Raw genomic sequence first — 19804 nt, 5'->3', positions numbered from 1 at the left:
GGATCGCGGCGCCGCCGTGGCCACCAGGACCATCCGCTGGATCAGGGACCAGGCCCGGGCCGCCACGACGGACAGCGCCATGGCCGCGCTGCTCGGCACCGGGCCGGCCACGAATCCACGGCCGCTCACCGTCGAGGTCGAGCTCGGCCTCCAGCCCGTCCCCACCGGCGAGACCACGGCCGACCGCACCGCGCGTGAGGCGCGGGAGGCGGACCTCGTCGCGTGGCTGACGAGCCAGGTGAACCTGCAGCTCACCCTCGGCCTCACCCGATGGAGCCAACGTCAGAGCGACGCGCCGGCCATCCCGCGTACGCGGGTGCGCTTCTCCGTGGTGCGGGAAGCCGCGGCCACGAACGGAGCCCCCGCCGTGGACCGCGTCCGCCTCCGCGCCGTCGAGCAGGTGCCGGCGACCGCCAAACCCCGGACGTCCCGCGGTCAGCGGGCGCTCATCGGCGGCGGCCGGACGATCGAGGTGCGGCGAGACCCGTCCACCGGGCAGCCCGCCGAGGAGGCCGGCGCGGCGATCGACGCGTTGGCCGTGGAGGTCGCGGCCGCGGCGGTGGGACGACACCGGTTCGCCGGGTCCGTGGAGCCGATCGGGGCGGCCCCGCAGCTACCCGCGCCGCAGGTGCGCCTGGTCGGGCGGTACGACGAGCTCGACGGGCACCCCGACGACGGGGTGGGTGACGCTCTCACCGTGTACCAGCGGTTCCAGCGGAGCCTGGAGGCCGAGGTGAACCGGCGGATCGCCGAGCTGACCGGCGAGCAGGCCACGGCAGCGCAGGTCAGCGAGGTCGTCTCCAGGATCGGGTACAGCTACGGCGCCCGCCCGGTCGCCGGTGCGGAGCCGGGTCAGCGGCACCCGCAGCCGGTGGATGTCGAGTACACCCTCCCCCCGGCTCCACCGCCGGTGGACGACCAGCAGCGTCCGCGGATGGACTACCTGAGCAGTTGGCGGCTGAGCCCGGCATCGACCGCCGGTCCCGGTTGGTGGCGCGCCGACTCCGCCGTCCCCGACGTCGACCAGATCCTGGCGGAGCTGCCGGAGTCAGCGTTCCGGCTGGTCAGCGCCGAGTCGGCGGAAGCGGGTGAATCCCGTGGCAACCCGGAGCTGCTCGACTACTACCGCGCCGACGTCCGGTACGACGTGGCCCGCGTCGCCGTCGAAGAGACCGGGCCGTCGGGTGGACCGGCGACGTCACAGCCCGTCCGGATCTTCCGTACCCGGATCCATCTCCTTCCGGCGGAGGGCGTCGCCGACGCGGACGTCGAGTCGTTCATGGCGCATGCCCGCGCCGCGATCGCCCAGGAGATCAACGGCCGCTTCCGGTTCCCCGACGGCGACCAGTTCCACCTGGTCGTGGAGTTCACCGACACGGCGGACGCCGCACACCACGTGATCCAGGTGCCGAAGACCGGCTCGATGACCTCCGGCATCTGGCCGGTGACCGTCCTACGACCTGCCGAAGCGGACCCGGAGGTGGCCCCGCCCGACCCGCAGGAAGACACGCAGCGCATCCGGGACTCCGTCCTGCACGAAGTGATGCACCTGCTGGGCCTGCCGGACGAGTACCTGGCGGCCGGGGCCGCGGAGGGCGTGCACAGCACCGCCTCGGTCTTCCGGAACGCGTACCGCGATCCGCCGACCTGGCGCAGCCCCCGCCGACCCGACCTGCCGTCGGCGTTGATGCAGGACGTCAGCCGGGCCGGCGGGCCGGACATCATCGCGGCCCGCTACCTCTGGGAGCTGGCGTACATCCAGGAGAGCAGCACGGTCGCCCCGCTCACCTCCGTGCGCAGAAGCGACGAGACCGTCGAGGTCGTCGCCGCGCCCGTCGACACCTGGTCGGACGGGGCACTGCACTCGGCGTTGCTCGACCGGATGCCCGACGAGCACTCCGCCGATACCAACGCACGGATGGCGCAGAACCTGCGCTACGAACGCGACGCGACCGACGCCGTCCTGAGCCGGCCCGGGGAGTGGGTCTGGGGCCGCAACTTCGTCATGCTGCCCGCCACGGCGGCCGCGCGGATCGTCGACGGCGAGCGCTTCCTGCTGCGAGCCGAGAGCACCGAGTTCGACGAGGTCCCGCCCGGCTACGAGGTCGCCATCGTCGACTCGTACAGCTGGGTGGTCGGGGACTCCGACGCGGAGCTGCGGTTCGTCGTACCCTCCCGGCTTCCGATCACCTTCGTCGAGCGTCCGGCAGACGGCTGGAGCCACTTCGTGCAGTCCGACCAGCTCACGGCGGCGGAGCCGGATGACGCCGCGCTCACCGGGGAGAACGACCCGGCCGAGTTCGCTCCGCCCGCGCCGGACGACCCGGACGCGATCCCGGACTTCGACGGGTCGGGGCTGGTGGTGGACCTGTCGGACCTGGTGCTGGAGGCGTCCGACTCCCCCGACCCGGCGTCCCACCGCCCGCCCCTACCGCCGCGCCCCGAGGCGGCCCGGGACAGCTCGACGTCGACGCCGGAGGTCGGCCGAACCGACCGGGAGCAACCGACCGAGCTCGCGAACGACCTGCGTACGCTGCTCAAGGCGGTGAACAACCCGTTCCGGCTGCCCTTCGCGCACCGGCGCGCCGTCGACGGGCCGCACGACGTGCTCAGCGCGAGCCTCGACCGGCTCACCGCCGAGCCGCTGGACCCGGCGTGGCGGGAGCAGCTGCCGGCGGTCCGGCAACAGCTGGACGTCCTCGCCCAGACCCTGCGGTCGGCCGCGACGACCGATCCCGACCTGCGGACCGGAATTCCGGAGCTGGACGTGCTCGTCGGCGATCTCGTGCGACGGATCGACGAGATCGCCCCGGAGCCGGCCCTCATCGACCTCGGCGACCCCGACAACGCCCCGGAGAGCGTGGTGGACCCGGACGCGGGTCGGGCCGGTCGCGGTGCGGGGCCCGCAACGGGCGGTGGTAGAGGTCCCGGCGGTGGACCGGCCCGGGTGATCCCGTCCCGGTTCGCCGACGACGCGGCGGCGCGGGCCGCGTACCCCTGGCTGGCGCTGGTCAACCCGAGCAGGTCGGACACGAACTGCGTGCTCACCGTGATCGTCTCGGACATGAACGCGGCCGAGGGCCGGAACTCCAGCTGGCAGGCGCCGCCGGAGCTCGCCCAGCCGGAGGAGCACCTGCTGAACTACCAGCGGCAGCGGTTGGGGTTGCCGGACGACGCCGCGCCGCCGGTGTACCGGACGGAGGTCGGGGCGGTCCGGGCGGCGATGGCGGCCGCGCCGCCCGGGACGCGGGGGGTGCTGCTCGTCCGGGATCCGGTGACGGCCGCCGGTCTGGGCGGCACGTCGCACGCGTTCAACGTGCTGCGGGACGAGACCGGTGTGGTCTTCCTCGACGGGCAGCACGGCGGGTTGGCCCGGATGCCCGCGTACGTCGGTGAGCTGTTGTTCCTCCCGCTGAGCGGGGACGTCGCCCGGCCGGAGGGCGCGGCGACGGTCGACCCGGCCGAGTTGAGCGGCACGGCCGGCACCCTCGGCAACGGCGAGAACCGCGACGACGCGCAGCGCCACGACACCGGTGGTGACGGCCGCACGCCGTCCGGTCCGGTCCCCGGCAGTTCCGGCTCCGGACCGGGCACGCGGCGCGGCACGTCCGGGTCGCTGCGCCCGACCCTGCCGCCGCTGGTCGTGCCGCCGGTCCCGGTACGCGCCGGGAGCCTGCTGCCGCCGGTGGACGGGCCGGCGGCAGCCCTGCTGAACGAGCTGTACGCCTGGGAACAGCCGCCGCCCCCGCCGCACCCCACCGACCGGGTGCTCGGACCGGACCTGCTGGGCCTGCTGGAACCCGCGCCGATGCCGGACTTCCTGGCCGACGGCTTCTCCTACGACCAGCTGTACACCGACCAGCTCTACGCGTTCTTCGACTTCCTCGACATGACGCAGCCCGACCGGGTGGCGGGCTACCAGGTCCGGCCCGAGGACCTGCCCGCCTACCCCGAGACGGTCTGGCAGGACGTACGGGCGCCGAACCCGCAGGAGGGCACCCCGGACCGGCGGCGGTGGGCCCCGAACACCTCGCGGCTGCCCGAGGAGCTACGCAGGCTGCCGGACGTCATCGAGCTGCCCCTGATGGGGCACGCCATCTGGTTCGGCGGCCCGCTGACCGGCACCGCCGCGACCGACGACTTCCGGCGCAACATCGAGGCCTTCGCCCGCCGGACCGGCCGGGCGGGGTTCCGGACCAACCTCTTCACCGACGTCACCCGGGCCGAGTTCCTCGCGGCCGCCCGGATGCCGGAGTTCCGCAGCGTCGAGGAGACGGAGAACGATCGCCTCGACGCCGTCCGGGACATGCTGGTGTGGGCGCAACGGCACAACATCCGCCTCATCAACGTGCACGAGGTCTTCCACGCCGAACTCGGCCTGCCGATCCAGCGTTTCCTGCTGGCCGAGCTGAACAAGCAGCACGGTCGCGGCTACGCGGCGGCGGCCGACATCGTCAAGGTGCTGCTGCCGGTCCTCTTCGGAGGATGGCCGACCGACGGCGACAACTCGCTGTCGCGGGCGGTGCTCCACTTCGACGACGGGACGAGCACCCCGGCCTGGCTGGACGAGGTGATGACCCTCTTCCAGGAGGACGGGTACGCCGTACACGCCCAGCCGGATCGCCAGCTCGTGGGCAACTCGTCGCTCTTCTCCTCCCGCGGCCACCCCTTCTTCCGGCGCTACCTGGAGCGTCTGGAGGAGAACTACGGCAAGACCCAACGCACGCTGCTGCCGGTCCCGGACGACGAACGGCGCGACGCGGCGGAGACGTGGGTGCGCCAACCGGCGCTGCGACCCCGCCGGCACTCGGTGATGAGCCGTACCGGCCCGGACAACCTGGCACGGTTGAGTCAGGACGTCGGCCACCGCAGGCCCTTCCCGGACCTGCCGCACCTGCGTCAGCTCCGAATGGGCGCGGCGAACAGCTGGATGTCCCGGCGCCCGTTCGATCCGCAGCGGGCGTACCTGCCGGACGAGGTGCCGGAGGTGCTGGCCCGGGTCACCGCCACACTCGTCCGCGGTCTGCACAACCGGGAGGGCGACCTGCACCTGACGGGTGTGGCGCCGGTGGTGAACGGTCTGCCCGACCCGGCCGCCGCCTGGGAGGCGGTGGTCGAGTACATCCTCGAGACCCCCGAGCTGGCCGATCGGGTCCGTACGGTCACCGACCGGACCCTGGTGCCACCGGAGCAGGCCGACGGGCCCGTCGACGTCGACGTGCTCGACCTGCCGCCGGTCGTCCGGCAACGGTTGGGCCTGGTCGAGGAGCCCGGTCAGGATCCGCCCGGCAGCTGGCGCCTGGCGGAGCTGTCCCGACCCGTGACGGTCGCGCCGCGGCGGACCGGCAACACGCCGCTGACCGCACTCGGCTCGGCCACCACCCCGCGCCGGCCGCGCTTCCTCGACAGCCCGCCGATCACCCCGGACACGCCGCGCCGGTCCGGCCGCCCGGCGGGACTCGCGCCGCCCTCGCCGGCGTCGCCGCTGCTGCCGCGCTCACCGCGGTCGCCGCGCTGGCTCGCAGCGCCGGACTCCGGTACGACGCCGTCGCCGGACGGGTTCGCCCGGCGGGACTTCGCCGATCAGTTGGTGACCGACCTGAGCGCGCTGAGCCTCGGGGAGTCCCGCGATCGGCGGCAGCACCTGGAGGCGGTGCAGGACGCGACGCGGTGGTGGGACGAGGCGACCTCGGAGGGCCGGCTCGACGGCCTCTTCGCCGCAGTGCGCAACATCGAGGCGCTGCTCGGACTGGGCGCCTCCGACGACAGGCCGCCGCTGCTGTCGCCGGAGGAGACCGCGACCGTCCTGGTCGGCGTGCACACCGCGGCGGACGGGAACCTCGCGGCGACGTCGGCGCGCCGGCGCGACCGCGTCGGCATGGCGGCCGACCAGCTCACCGTGCTCCTGGACCGGCTGAGCGACCTGCGTACGCCCGCCCCCGAGGTCGCGCACCACCTGCTTCAGGCGCAACGTCACGCGGCCGACCTCCGGTCCACCCTGCACACCGCCGCCGACCGGGCCGGCGCCGTCCTGCCGGCGTCGCCGGGCGCGGACAGTCCCCGCGGCGCCGCCCACGGACTGGTCGACCCGCCTACGCGCCGCTACCCCGGCATGACCCCGGACGGGCCGGAGGTCGCCGCCGACCCCTCCGCCGAGGTGTCGCAGGCGGTGCGGACGGCGGTGACCGCCCTGCCGGAGTGGGACGGCACCAGCGCCGACTGCGCGCCCCGGGTACGGGGCCTGCTCACCGCGTTGGGCGCCCGCAACCGCGAGCGGGACGACCAGTCGGGGCAGCGGGACGTCGACACGATCGCCGGCCAGCTCGGTGGCCGGTTCCGCGACTCGGACCTGGAGCGGCTGGCGGAGCTGCGCCCGGGCGGGGTGACGGCGGTCTGGGTGTCGATCCCGAACGACCTGATGCACGTCGTGCTGGTCGAACGGCTCGACGAAGACCGGTTCGTACAGGTCGAGACGCAGCCACGGCAGGGGAACACCTTCACCGCCTTCCGCCTCGACGACCGGTTGTCGGGCCGGGAGCCGCTTCCGGCGGTGTTCGGCGGCACGGTGCAGCTGGTCCTCGACGAGAACGGTGAACTGGGTCAGTTCCAGCCCGCGAGCACCGGCTCGACCGCCGAGGATCCGCCGTCCACGGCCACTTTGGACGACTTCCCTGGCCCGCCGCAGAGCGCCCTGACCACCGAACCGCTGCACCCGAAGCCCAGCTGGACCCGGGAGCTGGCCGGCGGCGTACGGCTGCTCCCGCCACCGCCGGAGGGCGCGGTCACCGCGGCCGACCTGGAGGCGGCAGCAGCACGCCTCACCGCCCCGCCGGGCGCGACCGTGGTGGCGGCCGTGCTGCCCTCCCTCGACATGGACCCGCCGCATTTCGCGACGACCGGTCAGACGGGCCTGGTCGAGGTCTCCGAGCTGCTCGACGACCTGATCCCCAGCAGCACGGACCAGGTGCTGCTGCTCTACCTGCACGACGCCGACCTGAACCGGTCGGCGACGGCGGCGCGCGACCTCCAGGCGGTGATCGACGACCGACGTCGCCGGGGCGAGCCCGTTCCGGCCGCGGTCCTGGTGTCGGCGCCCGCCGCGCCGTCGGTCTGGGACTGGGTCGGGTGGCGGTCCGGGCCACGGTGGATCCTGCACGGGTCGCTCTACGAGGACCTGCCCACGGCGCTGACCATGGCCCGGTCGACCACACCACCACCTATCGACCTGCACGCCGAGGTCCGTGCCCGGCTGCGGGGCGAGCCCAACCGGTACGGCTACACCGACGCGTCGCTGGCCGCCCGGCTCGCCGCAGAGCAGGGGTTGGACGACGGCGAGTACCCGGTGCTGCCGACCTACTCGGCCACCCTCCCGCTCGCCGCACCCGACCGTGGGCCGTTCGGGTCCCGGGTACGCGTGCCGATCGGCGACGCGGAGCACCCCGCCGAGCGGCTCCAGCGGGTCCGCGACTGGCTGCGGCTGGGCGTGCTGCGGCCGGTGCCGGGGCCGGGCGAGCGGACCGTCGAGGTGCAGCTGCCCGACGGGCTGCACGGCGGAACGGTCACCCTGCCCCGTTCCGGCCGCGACCCGGAGCAGCACCTGGTGGTCCTGGCGCCCAAGTTCCTGACCGTGCCGGACGCGGAGGGTCAGCCGGTCCGGCACGAGCTGGACCTCTGGGTGAACGAGCACGCCGACGGCCAGCTGGTGGCGACGGAGGCGCACGCCGCCGTCCGGGCTCTGCTGCTCGACAGCATCCCGCCGGACTCGCTCGGCCGCGTCCGCGTCGAGACCGGGCTGCTCAACGACCAGACGGTCGACGGTCACCCACCCGGGACGCTGCTGCGGTCGACGGCCGACGGTGAATGGATCACCGCCGAGCAGTACGTGCAGTCGATGCTGCCGCCGACCGGCGACGGTCAGGACCGGCCGATCGTGGTGCTGCCCTATCCACCGGGTGACATCGCCTGGCCGGAGACCCCGTTCCACCAGGCGCTGGAGCAGCACGCCATCGTGGTCTCCCAGCGTCGCGAGCAGCGCAGGGTCGAGGGGCGCGAGACCGACCAGCACTGGGCCGCCCGGCAGGGCGGCAACGCGGTCTGGACCAACCGTGAGCAGCGCGGCGTCGCCCAGATCCGCCGGTCGAGCCTGGCCACGCTGCTCACCGACCTGACCGGTGGCCGGCGACCGGGCGGCCGGGCGTACTCGGGCGAGGCGGCGGTCCACGCGCTCGCCCAGGCGGAGACGCCGGTGGCGGCCGAGGTGTTGACCGCGGCCCGCCGGGCCTTCGACACCGCCCCGGTGCCGGTGACCGACCAGCCCCGCTGGCTGCCCCTGCCGGCGACCCTGGGGCAGGCCGGCGCGCGGACGGCCGAGGGCTGGCTGCGCCACCAGGAGCTGGCCGTCCTGTACCCCGACGAGCGGTACGTCCAGACCCGGATCGCGGTGCCCGGCCGCTACGTGCGGGACGTGTCGGTCGAGTTCGCCAACGGTCAGCGGCGCAGCTACCAGCTGGTCGACCTGGCCGCGATCGTGGCCGACCGGCCGCGGGTCCGCGCGTACGCCAACGGGAACCTACGGTTGGAGACCGCTGGCGCCGGCCGGCAGAACCCCCCGACGCCGGCCCCACCCGGCTACGTCGACCCGCCGGCCTACGAACCACCACCGGCCGGCACACCGCAGGCCGGCCGGCCGGCCGAATCGCCGGCCCGCTCGCAGGTGGCGCCGACGCCCGGCGGCGACCGTGACCGGCAGGCCCGGGAGCGGGAGACGCTGGGGTCGCTGCCGCACCCGCTCCCCGGCGCGCCGGCACAGTCCCCACCGGACGGTGACGTGCTCACGGAGCTGGCCGCACCGCCTCCGCCCCTGACCCGGCAGCTCCGGCCGTTCGGGTCCCGGCCGGCCTCCTCCGTCAACACCCTGCGTACGGCCGGACTCGCGCGCATCGTCGAGCCGACCGACGCGACCGCGCCCCTCTTCGGCGAGGCGCTCCGCGACAAGCTGGACGAGCTGCCGCCGGACGACCCGTCGGCGGACCTGCCGTCGGACGGGGCGCCCACGCAGAAGACGGTGGACTGGATCCGGGCCCGGGCCGAGGTCGCCACGAGCGACGCCGCGCTGAACCGGCTCTGGCCCGGCGGGCCGAAGGCCGACGAGCGGCTCGCCTTCGACCTGACCATCGCCGCCCACGGCGATCCCGCCACGCTCGAAACGCTCGGGGAGTGGCTCACCGCCGTGCTCAACCGGGAGGCGAACCTGCGCCTCGTTCGCTGGGCGCAGCGCAACGGCCACGCCACGGTGCCGCAGGCCCGGGTCTCGTTCACCCTCCAGCCGCCGGCGACCTGGTCGAAGCAGTCGGACTGGGTCAAGCTCGCGTACCGCAGGGAAGCGGTGGCGCCTCCGAAGCCGCGCACGCTCACCGGCCAGCGGGAGAGCCTCGTCCGCGCCCGGCAACTGGACCTGCCGTGGCCGCCACCGGGCGGGGCGGAGAGCGTCCGCGCGGTCGCGCGGGAGATCGCGGCCGAGGTCGCGCCGCTCGCCGTGACGGCCGACCGGAGCGCGGCCCGGCCACCCCGCATCGAGCTGTTGGGGCAGTACGACGAGAGCCTCGGCAACGAGGACGCGGCCCGCGCCGCGCGCGACGAGGTCCGGCAGGCCTTCGTCGTGGAGCTGCACGACGCGGTCCGGCAGGCGCTCACGAACGACGCCGCCGATCGAGCCGCGATGGCGGCGGTCAACCGGCTCCACGACGCACGGGACGCCGATGATCCGCCGCCGGACGCCGACGAGATCGCCGCCGCGGCGGCGGCCGGACGGGCGGGCCACCCGCCGCCGACGACCGAGTCCGTCACCCGGATCGTGGAGCGGGTCGTGGCCACCGGCATGCGCGCGGCACCGCAGGGCACGACAGCGCCGGGCTCGGCGCCGCAGCCCTCGCCCGTGGTGATCAAGTTCGTGCCGCCCGGGCTGCCACCGGCGATCTACGATCCGGCCGGCCCGGTTCCGGACCTGCTGAGCGCCTGGAACACGAGCAGCGCCCTGGTCGGGGAGGACGGCTGGTGGCGGGCCGGCTCGCCGGCGGCCGGGCTGGACACGGTCGTCTCGGCGCTGCCCCGCGAATCGTTCCGTACGGTCGACACCGAGGTCAGGGACGTCACCGACCCGATTCGCGGGGACGGCATGCTGAGCTGGTCCGGCTCCACGGTGCGCTACGACGCGGCCCGCGTCCTGGTCGAGCAGCACGACCCGGACGGTGCCCTCCTGTCGTCGACTCCGGTGCGCGTCCTGCGGCTGCGCCTGCACCTGAAGCCGCAGAGCGGGGTGTCCTGGTCGGATGTGACGAAGTTGCAGCGGCACGCGGAGCAGGCGGTCCGCCGGCTGAACGAGCGGTTGAACCTGCCCGGCGGTGACCAGCTCCACGTGCAGGTGGTGTTCACCGCCGAGGACTGGGCCCACCACGTCATCGCCGTGCCGAAATCGCTGCCGGGCTCCGCGAACGCCGACTCGGGCAACTGGCCGGTCAGCCTGCTGGCCGGCGACGACCCGGCCGCCACGGAGAAGCTCGTGCAGGACGTGCTGCTGCACGAGATGCTGCACCTGCTGGGCCTGTACGACGAGTACCCGTCCCTCCCCGGCACGGGGCCGGAGCAGCGGCGGATCTTCGGGGTGCCGAGGCGCAGCGCGGCAGCGCACCCCTCGGCCACGACGTACCAGGATTCGGCGGTGGAGCGGGCGCCGGCGCGTACCGACAGCCCGGCCCTCATGGGGTATCTCCCGAACAGTCGGTCCGAGCTGATCGCGGTGCGCTACCTGACGCGGATCTGGCAGACGCAGGAGAACCAGGTGGTGCCGCCGGTGACGACGGTTCGTCGCGTCGGCGCCCACGTCACCTCGGTCGTCGCACCGGGAGCGAAGGTGCCGAGCATCGGCGCGCCGTGGCCCGCCAGCTCGCAGATCTGGGGGCCGGAGGCGTCGGGGGCGGCGATGGCGTCGACACCGCCACCGGCGCCGGTGCTGGCCGAGCCGCCCGCCTCGATCCCCGACACCCTGAACGTTCCGCCCGACAGCCGCTCCACCGTGCCCGAGAGACGCACCACGGTACGGTTCGACACCCCGATCGACAGCCGATCCGACACCACGTCGGAGACCTCCGCCCGGGAGGGCGACGTCCGGCGTACCGGTGCGGCCGACCCGCCCGCGCCGCGACGGCGACGGGTCCTCCGTAAACCGAATCCGCGACCGGCGGCGAACCCGCGCGCCGCCGGCCCCCGGCACGTGCCGGACCGGCGCGCCCACACCCCCGCGCTGACCTCCCTGGAGCCCACCCGGCGCACCCGCACCGACCCGGGCCAGGTGACGCCGCTCAGCGCGACGACGAGCCAGCCGTGGCAGGTGCGGCAGCGGTTGGCGACCATGTCCGCGGCGGACCTGCGCACGTACCGGCGGTGGGCGGACGAGGTGATCGCGGAGCGGCAGCGGCAACCGGGCGTCCCCGCCACCGTCGGCACGCTCGCCCCCGTGCGGCGCACCGAACTCGTCGATCGTGTGGTGGACCTGCTGCGCACGAACGACCATCTGGAGCGGCACGAGACCGAGCGCCTGGCGGGCGACCTCATCGACCGCTTCCTGCGGGAGGGTCCCGCGCCGCTGCCCGCACCACCGTTCCGGCGCGACCTCGACAGCACCTTCGTCTTCGACCCGGGCACGATCGAGCTCTCCTGGGCGAACCGGGCCGAGCTGGACGCCTACGTCCGCTCGATCGCGGCCGAGTCGGCCCGCCGGGCCGACGAGGGACTGCCGCCGCTGCGCCTGCACGTGGAGGTCGGGCCCGGCCAGAGCGGCCGGCTCGTCGACCGCCTCGTCGAGCAGGTGCTGCCCGCGCTTCCCGGCTCGGACGGGACCCGCCGGGGGCCGGGCCGGCGGATCGCCGACTCCCGCGCGGCCGGCCTCACCGCGACCCTCCAGGAGCTGCTGGCCCGGCACGCCGGGCCGGGAAGCGAGGTGGCGCTCACCAGCCGCGTGGTGACCACGCCGCTGCCCGGCGCGGGCCCGTTCGGTCGCGGTCCGGCCCGGGACTGGGCGCGGATCTGGGTCGGCGTGCCGGCGGGCGAACCCGGTCGCCTCGGCGGCGCCGGCGAGCCCGGCCGGGACGGGCTGGGCGACCAGCGCTGGGATCCGTGGACTCCGGAGGAGACGGTCGCGACGGAGCCGTCCCGGGCCCGCACGGACGGGCCACCGTCGGGTGGACGCCGTCGCGGCCGCCGGGCGCGGCAGGTCACCGCGCGTGGCACCACCGGCTCGCGCGGCGGCGCACCGCGCACGCCCCGGCCGGCGGCGCGTCCGACCGTGACCGACTCCCCGCGCCAGGGCGGCTCCGCGCAGCCACCGGCGGACGCCACCCGCTCCGCGGCGTCGGCGTTGCCGGCCGCCAGCACGCTCGCCCCCGCCGACGCCGACGGCGCCCTGAACGCCTACCAGGCGTTCCGAACGAACGCGCTACCCGCCCTGACCGGCCCCGTCGCGGAACCGCCGGTGGCGGACGCCCTCGCCTGGTCCACCCGGCCGGGGGCGCTCGCCCGCCCCACCGCGGACGTCCTCGACAACTTCGGGCTGCGCGCGGTGGTGTCCCAGGAGAACAGCATCTTCGCCGCGATCGCCGCCACCCTCACCCACTACCAGCTGCCCGGCGGTGACCTGCTCACCCGCCAGCCTCCCGACGCGTGGCCGGCCACCATCGCCGGAATGATCCTGGCGGAGCTGCGGGGCGACGAGACGCCGGGCCCCCGGATCGGCCTCGACCACACCGACCAGGCGACCGTCCGCGAGGTGACCACCTGGATCGGCAACGGCCTGCCGTCGGACCAGGTGCCGGGGGCGATCCTCGCCGCGCTGCACCTCGACGACGGGGCGGAGGGGAAGCTCCAGGCGATGCTCACGCTCACCGCCAACCTGATCGAGCGCCCGATCGCCATGGTCTTCCCCAACGGGGAGACCATCCTCAGCGGCCCCACCGACCAGGGGCGGGGAGCCGTGCTTCTGGTCGCCACCGACGACGGCGAGCTGCTGGCCACCGCCCCCCGCAGCGGTGCGCCGGCGCTGCTGCGGGCCGACGCCGACCAGGTCCTGGTCACGCAGGATCCCGGCGCGGCGGGGCATCTGCCCAGCGACGTCGCCTCCTTCGGCGTCCTGCACCTGTTCCTCCAGAGCGTGCTCGGCGACGGCGCCGAGGTGCCCCTGCCGGCGCCCGACACGGCCGCCGCATCCCTTCCGGAGGCGCTGGCCGGGACCGCGCCGGCGACCGGCAGCACCCTCGCCGACCTGCTGAGCCGGACCCGGGCCGCCGCTGCCGCGTCCACGCCGCCCCCCGCGCCGGACCCGGCGAGCTGGGCGGTGCTGCCGCGGGATTCGACGACGGTGAACCGGCTCACCGACTTCCAGGCCGCCCGGCTGGCCGAGGCCGGCGCCGGCGCGGTGTGGACCCCTCCCGGACCCGACGCGTTCTTCGAGGCGCTGCTGCAGGCCGCCGCGCACGGCCAGCCGGGGCTCGCCGGGCTCGCCGGCTGGACCGCGCCCGCGCTGCGTCACGCCCTCGCCACGCTGCTGCAGGCCGACCTGGCGGCCACCGGCGGTACCACCGCTCCCCTGCTGGGCCTCTCGCCGCAGGTCCTCGGGGCCCGGCGCGACAACGTTCTGCAGTGGATCAGGAGCCTCGCCACGCCCGGCGCCGACCTGCCCGCGCACACGCCCCGGCGGATCGCGCAGGTGCTCGCGCAGGTGCTCGGGGTGCGGGTGGAGCTGGTCCACCCCGGCGGGGTCCAGGTCGTGCCGCGCAACAGCACGGCCGCCCTCGACCTGACCGACGCACCGGTGCTGCGTCTCGTGGTGACCGCGGACGGCCACGTGATGCCCACCGTGCCGGCGTCCGATCGGCATGACGCGATCCGCCGGCCCGCCGACGTCGAGGGCGACCCCGCGGACGCGGCGCCGAAGCCCGACGAGAACTCGCCGGAGGCCTCCGGCAGCGAGCCGGCGACGGTACGCGCGCCGAGGCCGGACTCGATCGTGCACACCATCGGCATTCCGCACCGGACCCTGCCCTACCTCGACGAGGTGGTCGACCGGATCGTGGCGGCCGTGCAGGCGCGCGGTGTGCAGGTGCCGGAGAACGACCGCACAGTGCTGGCCTCCCGCCTGCTCAGCAACTACCGGGAACTCGTCGGCGGCGGCCACCTCGTACAGATCGGCACGGTCGAGCTGCTGGTCCGGCTCGACCCGACCGACGCCGCGCTCGCGCCCGATCCCGGGTACGCGCAGCCGGCGCGGCCGGCGATCGACGACTGGGACGCCGAGGACGAGGGCTCGACCGGCACCAACGAGAAGGGCAAGGGTCGCGCCGACGCGATCGACCCGAAGAAGATCTACCACGCGAACCAGGCGACGACCGGCGGCTTCAACACGGGCGGAACCTCGCACACCAACTCCGGACAGGCGGGCGCGCTGCGCGCCGGCCTCGGATTCGGGGTCGGCGTCGGCATCGCGCCGGGTCTGCTGCAGGTGGTCCGGTTCGGCGTGAGCGTCGCCGGCACGGCCAACAAGGTCGACCGCAGCACGACCAACGTCAAGGACGCCGAGTCGGGCCGGGTGGAGGACAACCGGATCGACTCGACGCTGGTCTCGTACACCCCGAACTGGACGCTACGGGTACGCGACGATGCCTCGCCGTCGGTGCCCTGGGCCCGCAGAGACACCGCGCCGGCCTGGGCGGACCTCCCACCGGAGTGGTCCAGCGCGGCCGAGCATCCGACCGGCCAGGAGCCGATGGAGGTCTGGATCCCCGACCACTACCTGGAGGACGGGAAGCCGCAGGTGGTCGCCGCGCCGCCCACCGACGACCGGCTGCGCGCGGAGTTCGAGGCTCGGCAACAGCGGATCCCGGACACCTACTCGGCCACCGGGCTCACCGGGCTACCCGAGCTCTACCACCAGATCGTGAACGGGCTGCGGGAGATGGGCCTGGAGCTCGCCGCGGACGGCCCGGAGCGCCGCGAGCTGCGGCAGACCCTGTGGAAGTTGGGCATCAACCTCGACGCGGCGATCAACGACCGGGAAGAGGGCTACCCGATCACGCTGCACGACAAGCACGGCAACGTCGTCGCCCAGCTGAACGTGCACACCAGCCGGGTGCCGGGCACGGCCCGCCGGCAGGGGGCCACCAGCGCCAAGTCGCACATCGAGCGGGTCAGCACCGCGATCATCGCGCACAGCGGAAACTCGGGTCTCGCCAACCAGAGCGAGCTGCGAGCCAGCGGCGAGCTGAATCTCGTACCCCTGCCGGGGCTGGTGCTCGGGCCGAACGTCGGCTTCGGCTGGAGCTGGACCAACCAGGACGCGATCAACGCCGGGCGAACCGGCATCTGGGTGCACGTCTCGCGGTACACCGGCCCGACCGCCGCCTACCAGGAGGACCTGCGGCACGACGTCGAGCTGAGCGCGTCGAGCCGGCCCGACGCCGAGCCGCGGCGCATCACCGGGGTGACCGGCACGGCGATGCTCCGCCTGCCGGTGGTGGAGGCGTTCACGCACCGGTATCCAGTCGACCTCACCTCGTTCCGTCAGCCGCTGCCACCCGGCACGTCGGCCGTCCCCTACGCGCCGGGGCTGATCGACGACGGCAGTACCCCGGCGAGCGAGCTGCACGACGCGATCCTGCCGCACCACGTGGCGCGGGGCCGGGGCATCGGCATGGGGCTGGCCAAGGTCGACGACCACGTCGCCGCCCAGCTGCGGCGGCAGATCCTGGCCGAGCTGCGCCGCACCGGGTACGTTCCACACCGCTCGCGGCATCCGTTCGCGAAGAACCCGAAGCTCGGCACGGACGTGCACATCGGCCGCAACAGCCGCTTTGCGAACCTCTCCGACGTCAACAAGTTCGTCTCCAGCAACGCCTTCTCCGCCTACTACGACCAGCTCCACCAGGACGGCTTCTCCTTCACCCTGCGTGGCGACCCGAAGGACGGGCGGCTGCGGCAGGCCCGGGTGACCCTGGAGGCGACCCAGGACCCCGCCGAGCTGGGCCGGCTCGGCGAGAACAACAACTCCGCCCACCTGCAGCGGCGGACCAACGAGTACCACCTCGTGAACCTGTCGATCGGTGGCAGCGCCGCCTCGTACTCGGCGAGCGGGTCGCGGACGTTCTCGGTCGGTCCCCGTTTCTCGGCCGGGGTGCGGCTGATGCAGACCTGGGGCATCGGGCTGGAGTACGCGTACACGAAGGGCGCGTCGCAGACCGCCGGGCGGGTGCTCAACGAGCCTCAGCTGCTGGAGTATCCGGGCGCCTCGAACGAGTACCGGCTGCCGAGCCGGTTCCGGGCCCGCGTCGAGTACGACCACTGGACCCGCCGGCGTGGGCCGGACGGGGCGGCCCGTCGGTTCCGCGGTGGCGGGCGCACCTGGAACAGCGGCACGGTCGACGGCGCGTCCACCGTGCACCTGATACCAGCGATCAACACGCAGCACCTCGAGACGGTGCCGACGGGCGAGCCCACCGACCCGAGCGTGATGGAGCAGGCGGTCGTCTACTACATCGACGCCACCGGTCTGCTCCGGGCGGCGCGCGACCTCCAGCCCACGCTGACCGGTCCCGGCCGGCCGGGCGACGAGGACGTGGCGAACTTCGTCAGCACGGTCTCGGTGCGGTCGTACCTGAAGGAGATCCTGCAGGACGAGTACGGGTCCGAGAACTTCTTCAAGTCCGGGTTCTTCGGCCACAAGCAGGGTGCGCTCGGGGTGCACGGCGCGCTCGGCCCCAGCGCCTTCGTCGGCGCCACGCCCGACAAGTTCGTCGCCGGTCTGATCAAGCTGTTCCTCTCCCAGACCTCCCACTCGCGCAGCAGTGGTCACGGGATCAAGGTCTCCGGTGACGACAAGCTCAAGGTCCCGTTGTCCGACGTCGACAACCTCTCCTCGATCGCGGGCCAGAGCTCCGCCTGGTTCAGGCTCGGCTGGAACAAGTCGAAGTCGATGTCGCGCACCGGTGGCAAGGAGATCCTGGAACTCAGCTTCCACCGGGCGTACGCCTTCGTGAGCACCGTCGACCTCACGGTCAGCGGTGTCCGCGAGTCGCACGGGAAGTTCCGGCCCACGGGGGTGGACCGGCCCGACGCGGAGCACGTGGGCGAGCGTCCGATGGTCTATCTGCTTCCGGAGCCCAACGCGCTCGAGGGGTTCGGTGACGGCCGCCTGCCTGTCGACCACGGGCAGGTGATGGACGCGCTGCGGCGCTGGAAGGACGGCAACGGGGATCCCGAGGAGCGGCTCGAACTCGACGCACGGGTGGTGCGTACCGTGCTGGACCGGTTGGACCGGGAGGCCGAGGGGCTGGCGGAGGACCCGAACCGGGACGAGCGGGCGGCGTTGCGGCTCCTGCTGGACGACCCCACCCACGACGCCCTCAGCAACCGGCTCCTCGAACTCGGGCTGACGAGCGCCGACGAGCTGAACATCCCCGACTACCTGGAGCCGGGCGGCCCGGTCACCCTGGGGCACAGCGGCATCGAATCGCTGAAGTTCCATCGGCCCGCCCCGGCGACCGACACGCCCACCCCGGCCGGCCCGTCCCGCCCGGCGACCACGCCCGCCCCGGCGGAGGCTGCGACCCCGGACCGGCCGACGATCCGCCCGATCGAGATCCTGCGCGAGGCCATCGAGACGGCGGCGCCCGGGCTGCTCGGCGCCCACCGTACGCAGTGGACGCCGAACAAGGCGGATCGGAGCGGTCTGGAGCTGTGGTACCGCCGCGTCGTCGGCGAGAAGGTGGTCATGGGGCAGCTCGTCGGCGGCCTCGACATGATCGACGGACTCTTCTCCGGCACCCGGTTGCAGCCGATGAGCGAAGACCTCCTGCAACTGCACGGCACCACCCTGCTCCTGGCCAACCGGGTCGGTCCGCTCCTCGCCGACGTGGTGGAGATCAAACTGAATCTGACGCTGAAGTCCCGCCCGGAGATCTTCGACTTCGTCAACAGGTTCGGCATCGAGAACTACAGCCACGCGCACAGCGGGCAGAGCGAGGGCCGGTCGAAGGGCATCTCGTACGGCTTCTCGCCGGCCAAGACCGAGTTCGGCGGCGCGGGGAACACCTCGAACACCAGCGGCGCCGTCGACGCCAACTTCTCCGGTGGCACCAGCTCCGGCGTGACCCAGTCGCACCAGAGCACCGAGGAGCAGACCGTCTACGACTGGGTCGCCCACTACCTCGCCCGCTCGGCTGTCTCCTTCGACGTCGAGGTCACCCGCCTCAACATGCCCAACCGGCCGGTGAACAACCTGCTCACCGACATCTACCGACACGTCACCGGGCATCACGAGCCGGTGCGGCGCGGCTTCGACGGCGAGCTGGTGCTGCGGCTGCCGCACAGCATCGTCGAGGCCCGCCGGCTGCCGCACTCCATCGACGAGGGGAACCTGAAGCCGCTCACGCGGCTGCCGGGCGACAAGTACATCGTCAGCGCCCGGCTCGACGACGCGCTCACCGTGGGGTGGGACCTGCTGGGCCGGATGTTCGGCACCGAGGCCAACGACGCCACCTTCCGCTCGTCGGTCACCCTGCCACCGCTGCTCTCGCCGAGCCACCTCAGCAACTTCCTGCACAAGGCGGTGGCGGGCGGACGCCACAAGCTCGCGGACGACATCTTCCTGCCCGGCCACTCCCGGACCCGGGCCAGCCTGTACCTGGTGGGCGACCTCTACCACCTCAAGGTGCTCTACCCCATCGAGGGCAGCGGCACCGGGCGGTACGCGAAGGACCAGGCCGGTACGAGCGTCAGCGCGAACCGGAGTCACCTGCGCGGGGCAGTGGTGGGCGGCGTCAACCAGAACCTGCCGCTGGGGGTGAACGACGCCGCGGCGCCGACCGACCCGGCGCACTCGCACAGCGGTGGACTGAACACCGAGCAGTCTCGGGTCGCACCGCGCGGAGACGGCATCGGGCAGACCGTCAACTACCGCTACGAGCAGCACCTCAAGCAGCAGGGGCGGCTCTACGCGGTCGAGATGCGGTTCAAGGGCCACCTCGAGGCGGAACGCGTCGAGGAGGGCGTCGAGTCCATCCCCAACGGCAGGTTCGTCAGCGACCCGATCGTCGGTCCGGTCTACGCCCAGCTCTTCGGCTACGAGGTGGTCGACCTGCTGGAGCAGTTGGAGGGCGCGGCGGAGTCGGGCCCGGCGACCGACCCGAGCAGGTGGCCCCGGCCCGACGCGCACACCCCGCGCCACAACCTCGACCAGCTCTTCAGCGGGGCGCTACGGCTCGGCGGGGACCGCCTCACCGTCGCCGAGCAGGTCTCCCGCTACATCCGCGGCCACGCCCGCACCAACCAGGTCGTCCTCTCCGCCTCCGTCTCCCGTCAGGTCTACGAGCGGTACCTGGTCGTCGAGGAGTGGGCGATCGACCAGCTCACGTCGCACGATCCCGCGGCGGCCGAGCGGCTGCGGCAGCAGCGCGGGGAGGCCCGTTACCAGCTCATGTGGCAGATGGCCGGCATCGCGTCGCCGCCGCCGTCGCAGATCGAGGCGGTACGCACCCGCACCGCCGCCCTGATCGACCTGGTGCGGAAGTACGACGCCGCGCTCACCCCGCCCGACGGGTTCGCCCCCGAGACCTACGATCCGGTGCTCACCGCCCGGCTGATCGCGCACAACCTGCGTCGGTACGTGCATCTCACGGTGACCCTCACCGACGGCAGCCGGGAACGCCTGCGCATCGATCCCACCGGGCACGTGGTACGGGAGGACGAACCGGAGCCGGCCTGA

1 protein-coding gene (only partly in view) is annotated in these 19804 nt (G+C 73.9%); it reads left to right on the top strand.

Features of this window, described 5'->3' with window-relative positions; genetic code table 11:
- Window positions 1-19804: the 3' portion of a toxin glutamine deamidase domain-containing protein gene (locus tag D7044_RS10670; RefSeq protein ID WP_120688722.1), read on the top strand. Its footprint begins 10433 nt before the window's first position; the window shows 19804 of its 30237 coding nt (coding positions 10434-30237); its start codon lies off the left edge, out of view; its stop codon occupies window positions 19802-19804.

The sequence above is a fragment of the Micromonospora musae genome, from assembly GCF_003626635.1.
Lineage (GTDB): Bacteria > Actinomycetota > Actinomycetes > Mycobacteriales > Micromonosporaceae > Micromonospora > Micromonospora musae.
The sequence above is the reverse complement of the archived record's forward strand: the minus strand, read 5'-3'. Positions and strand labels throughout refer to the sequence as shown.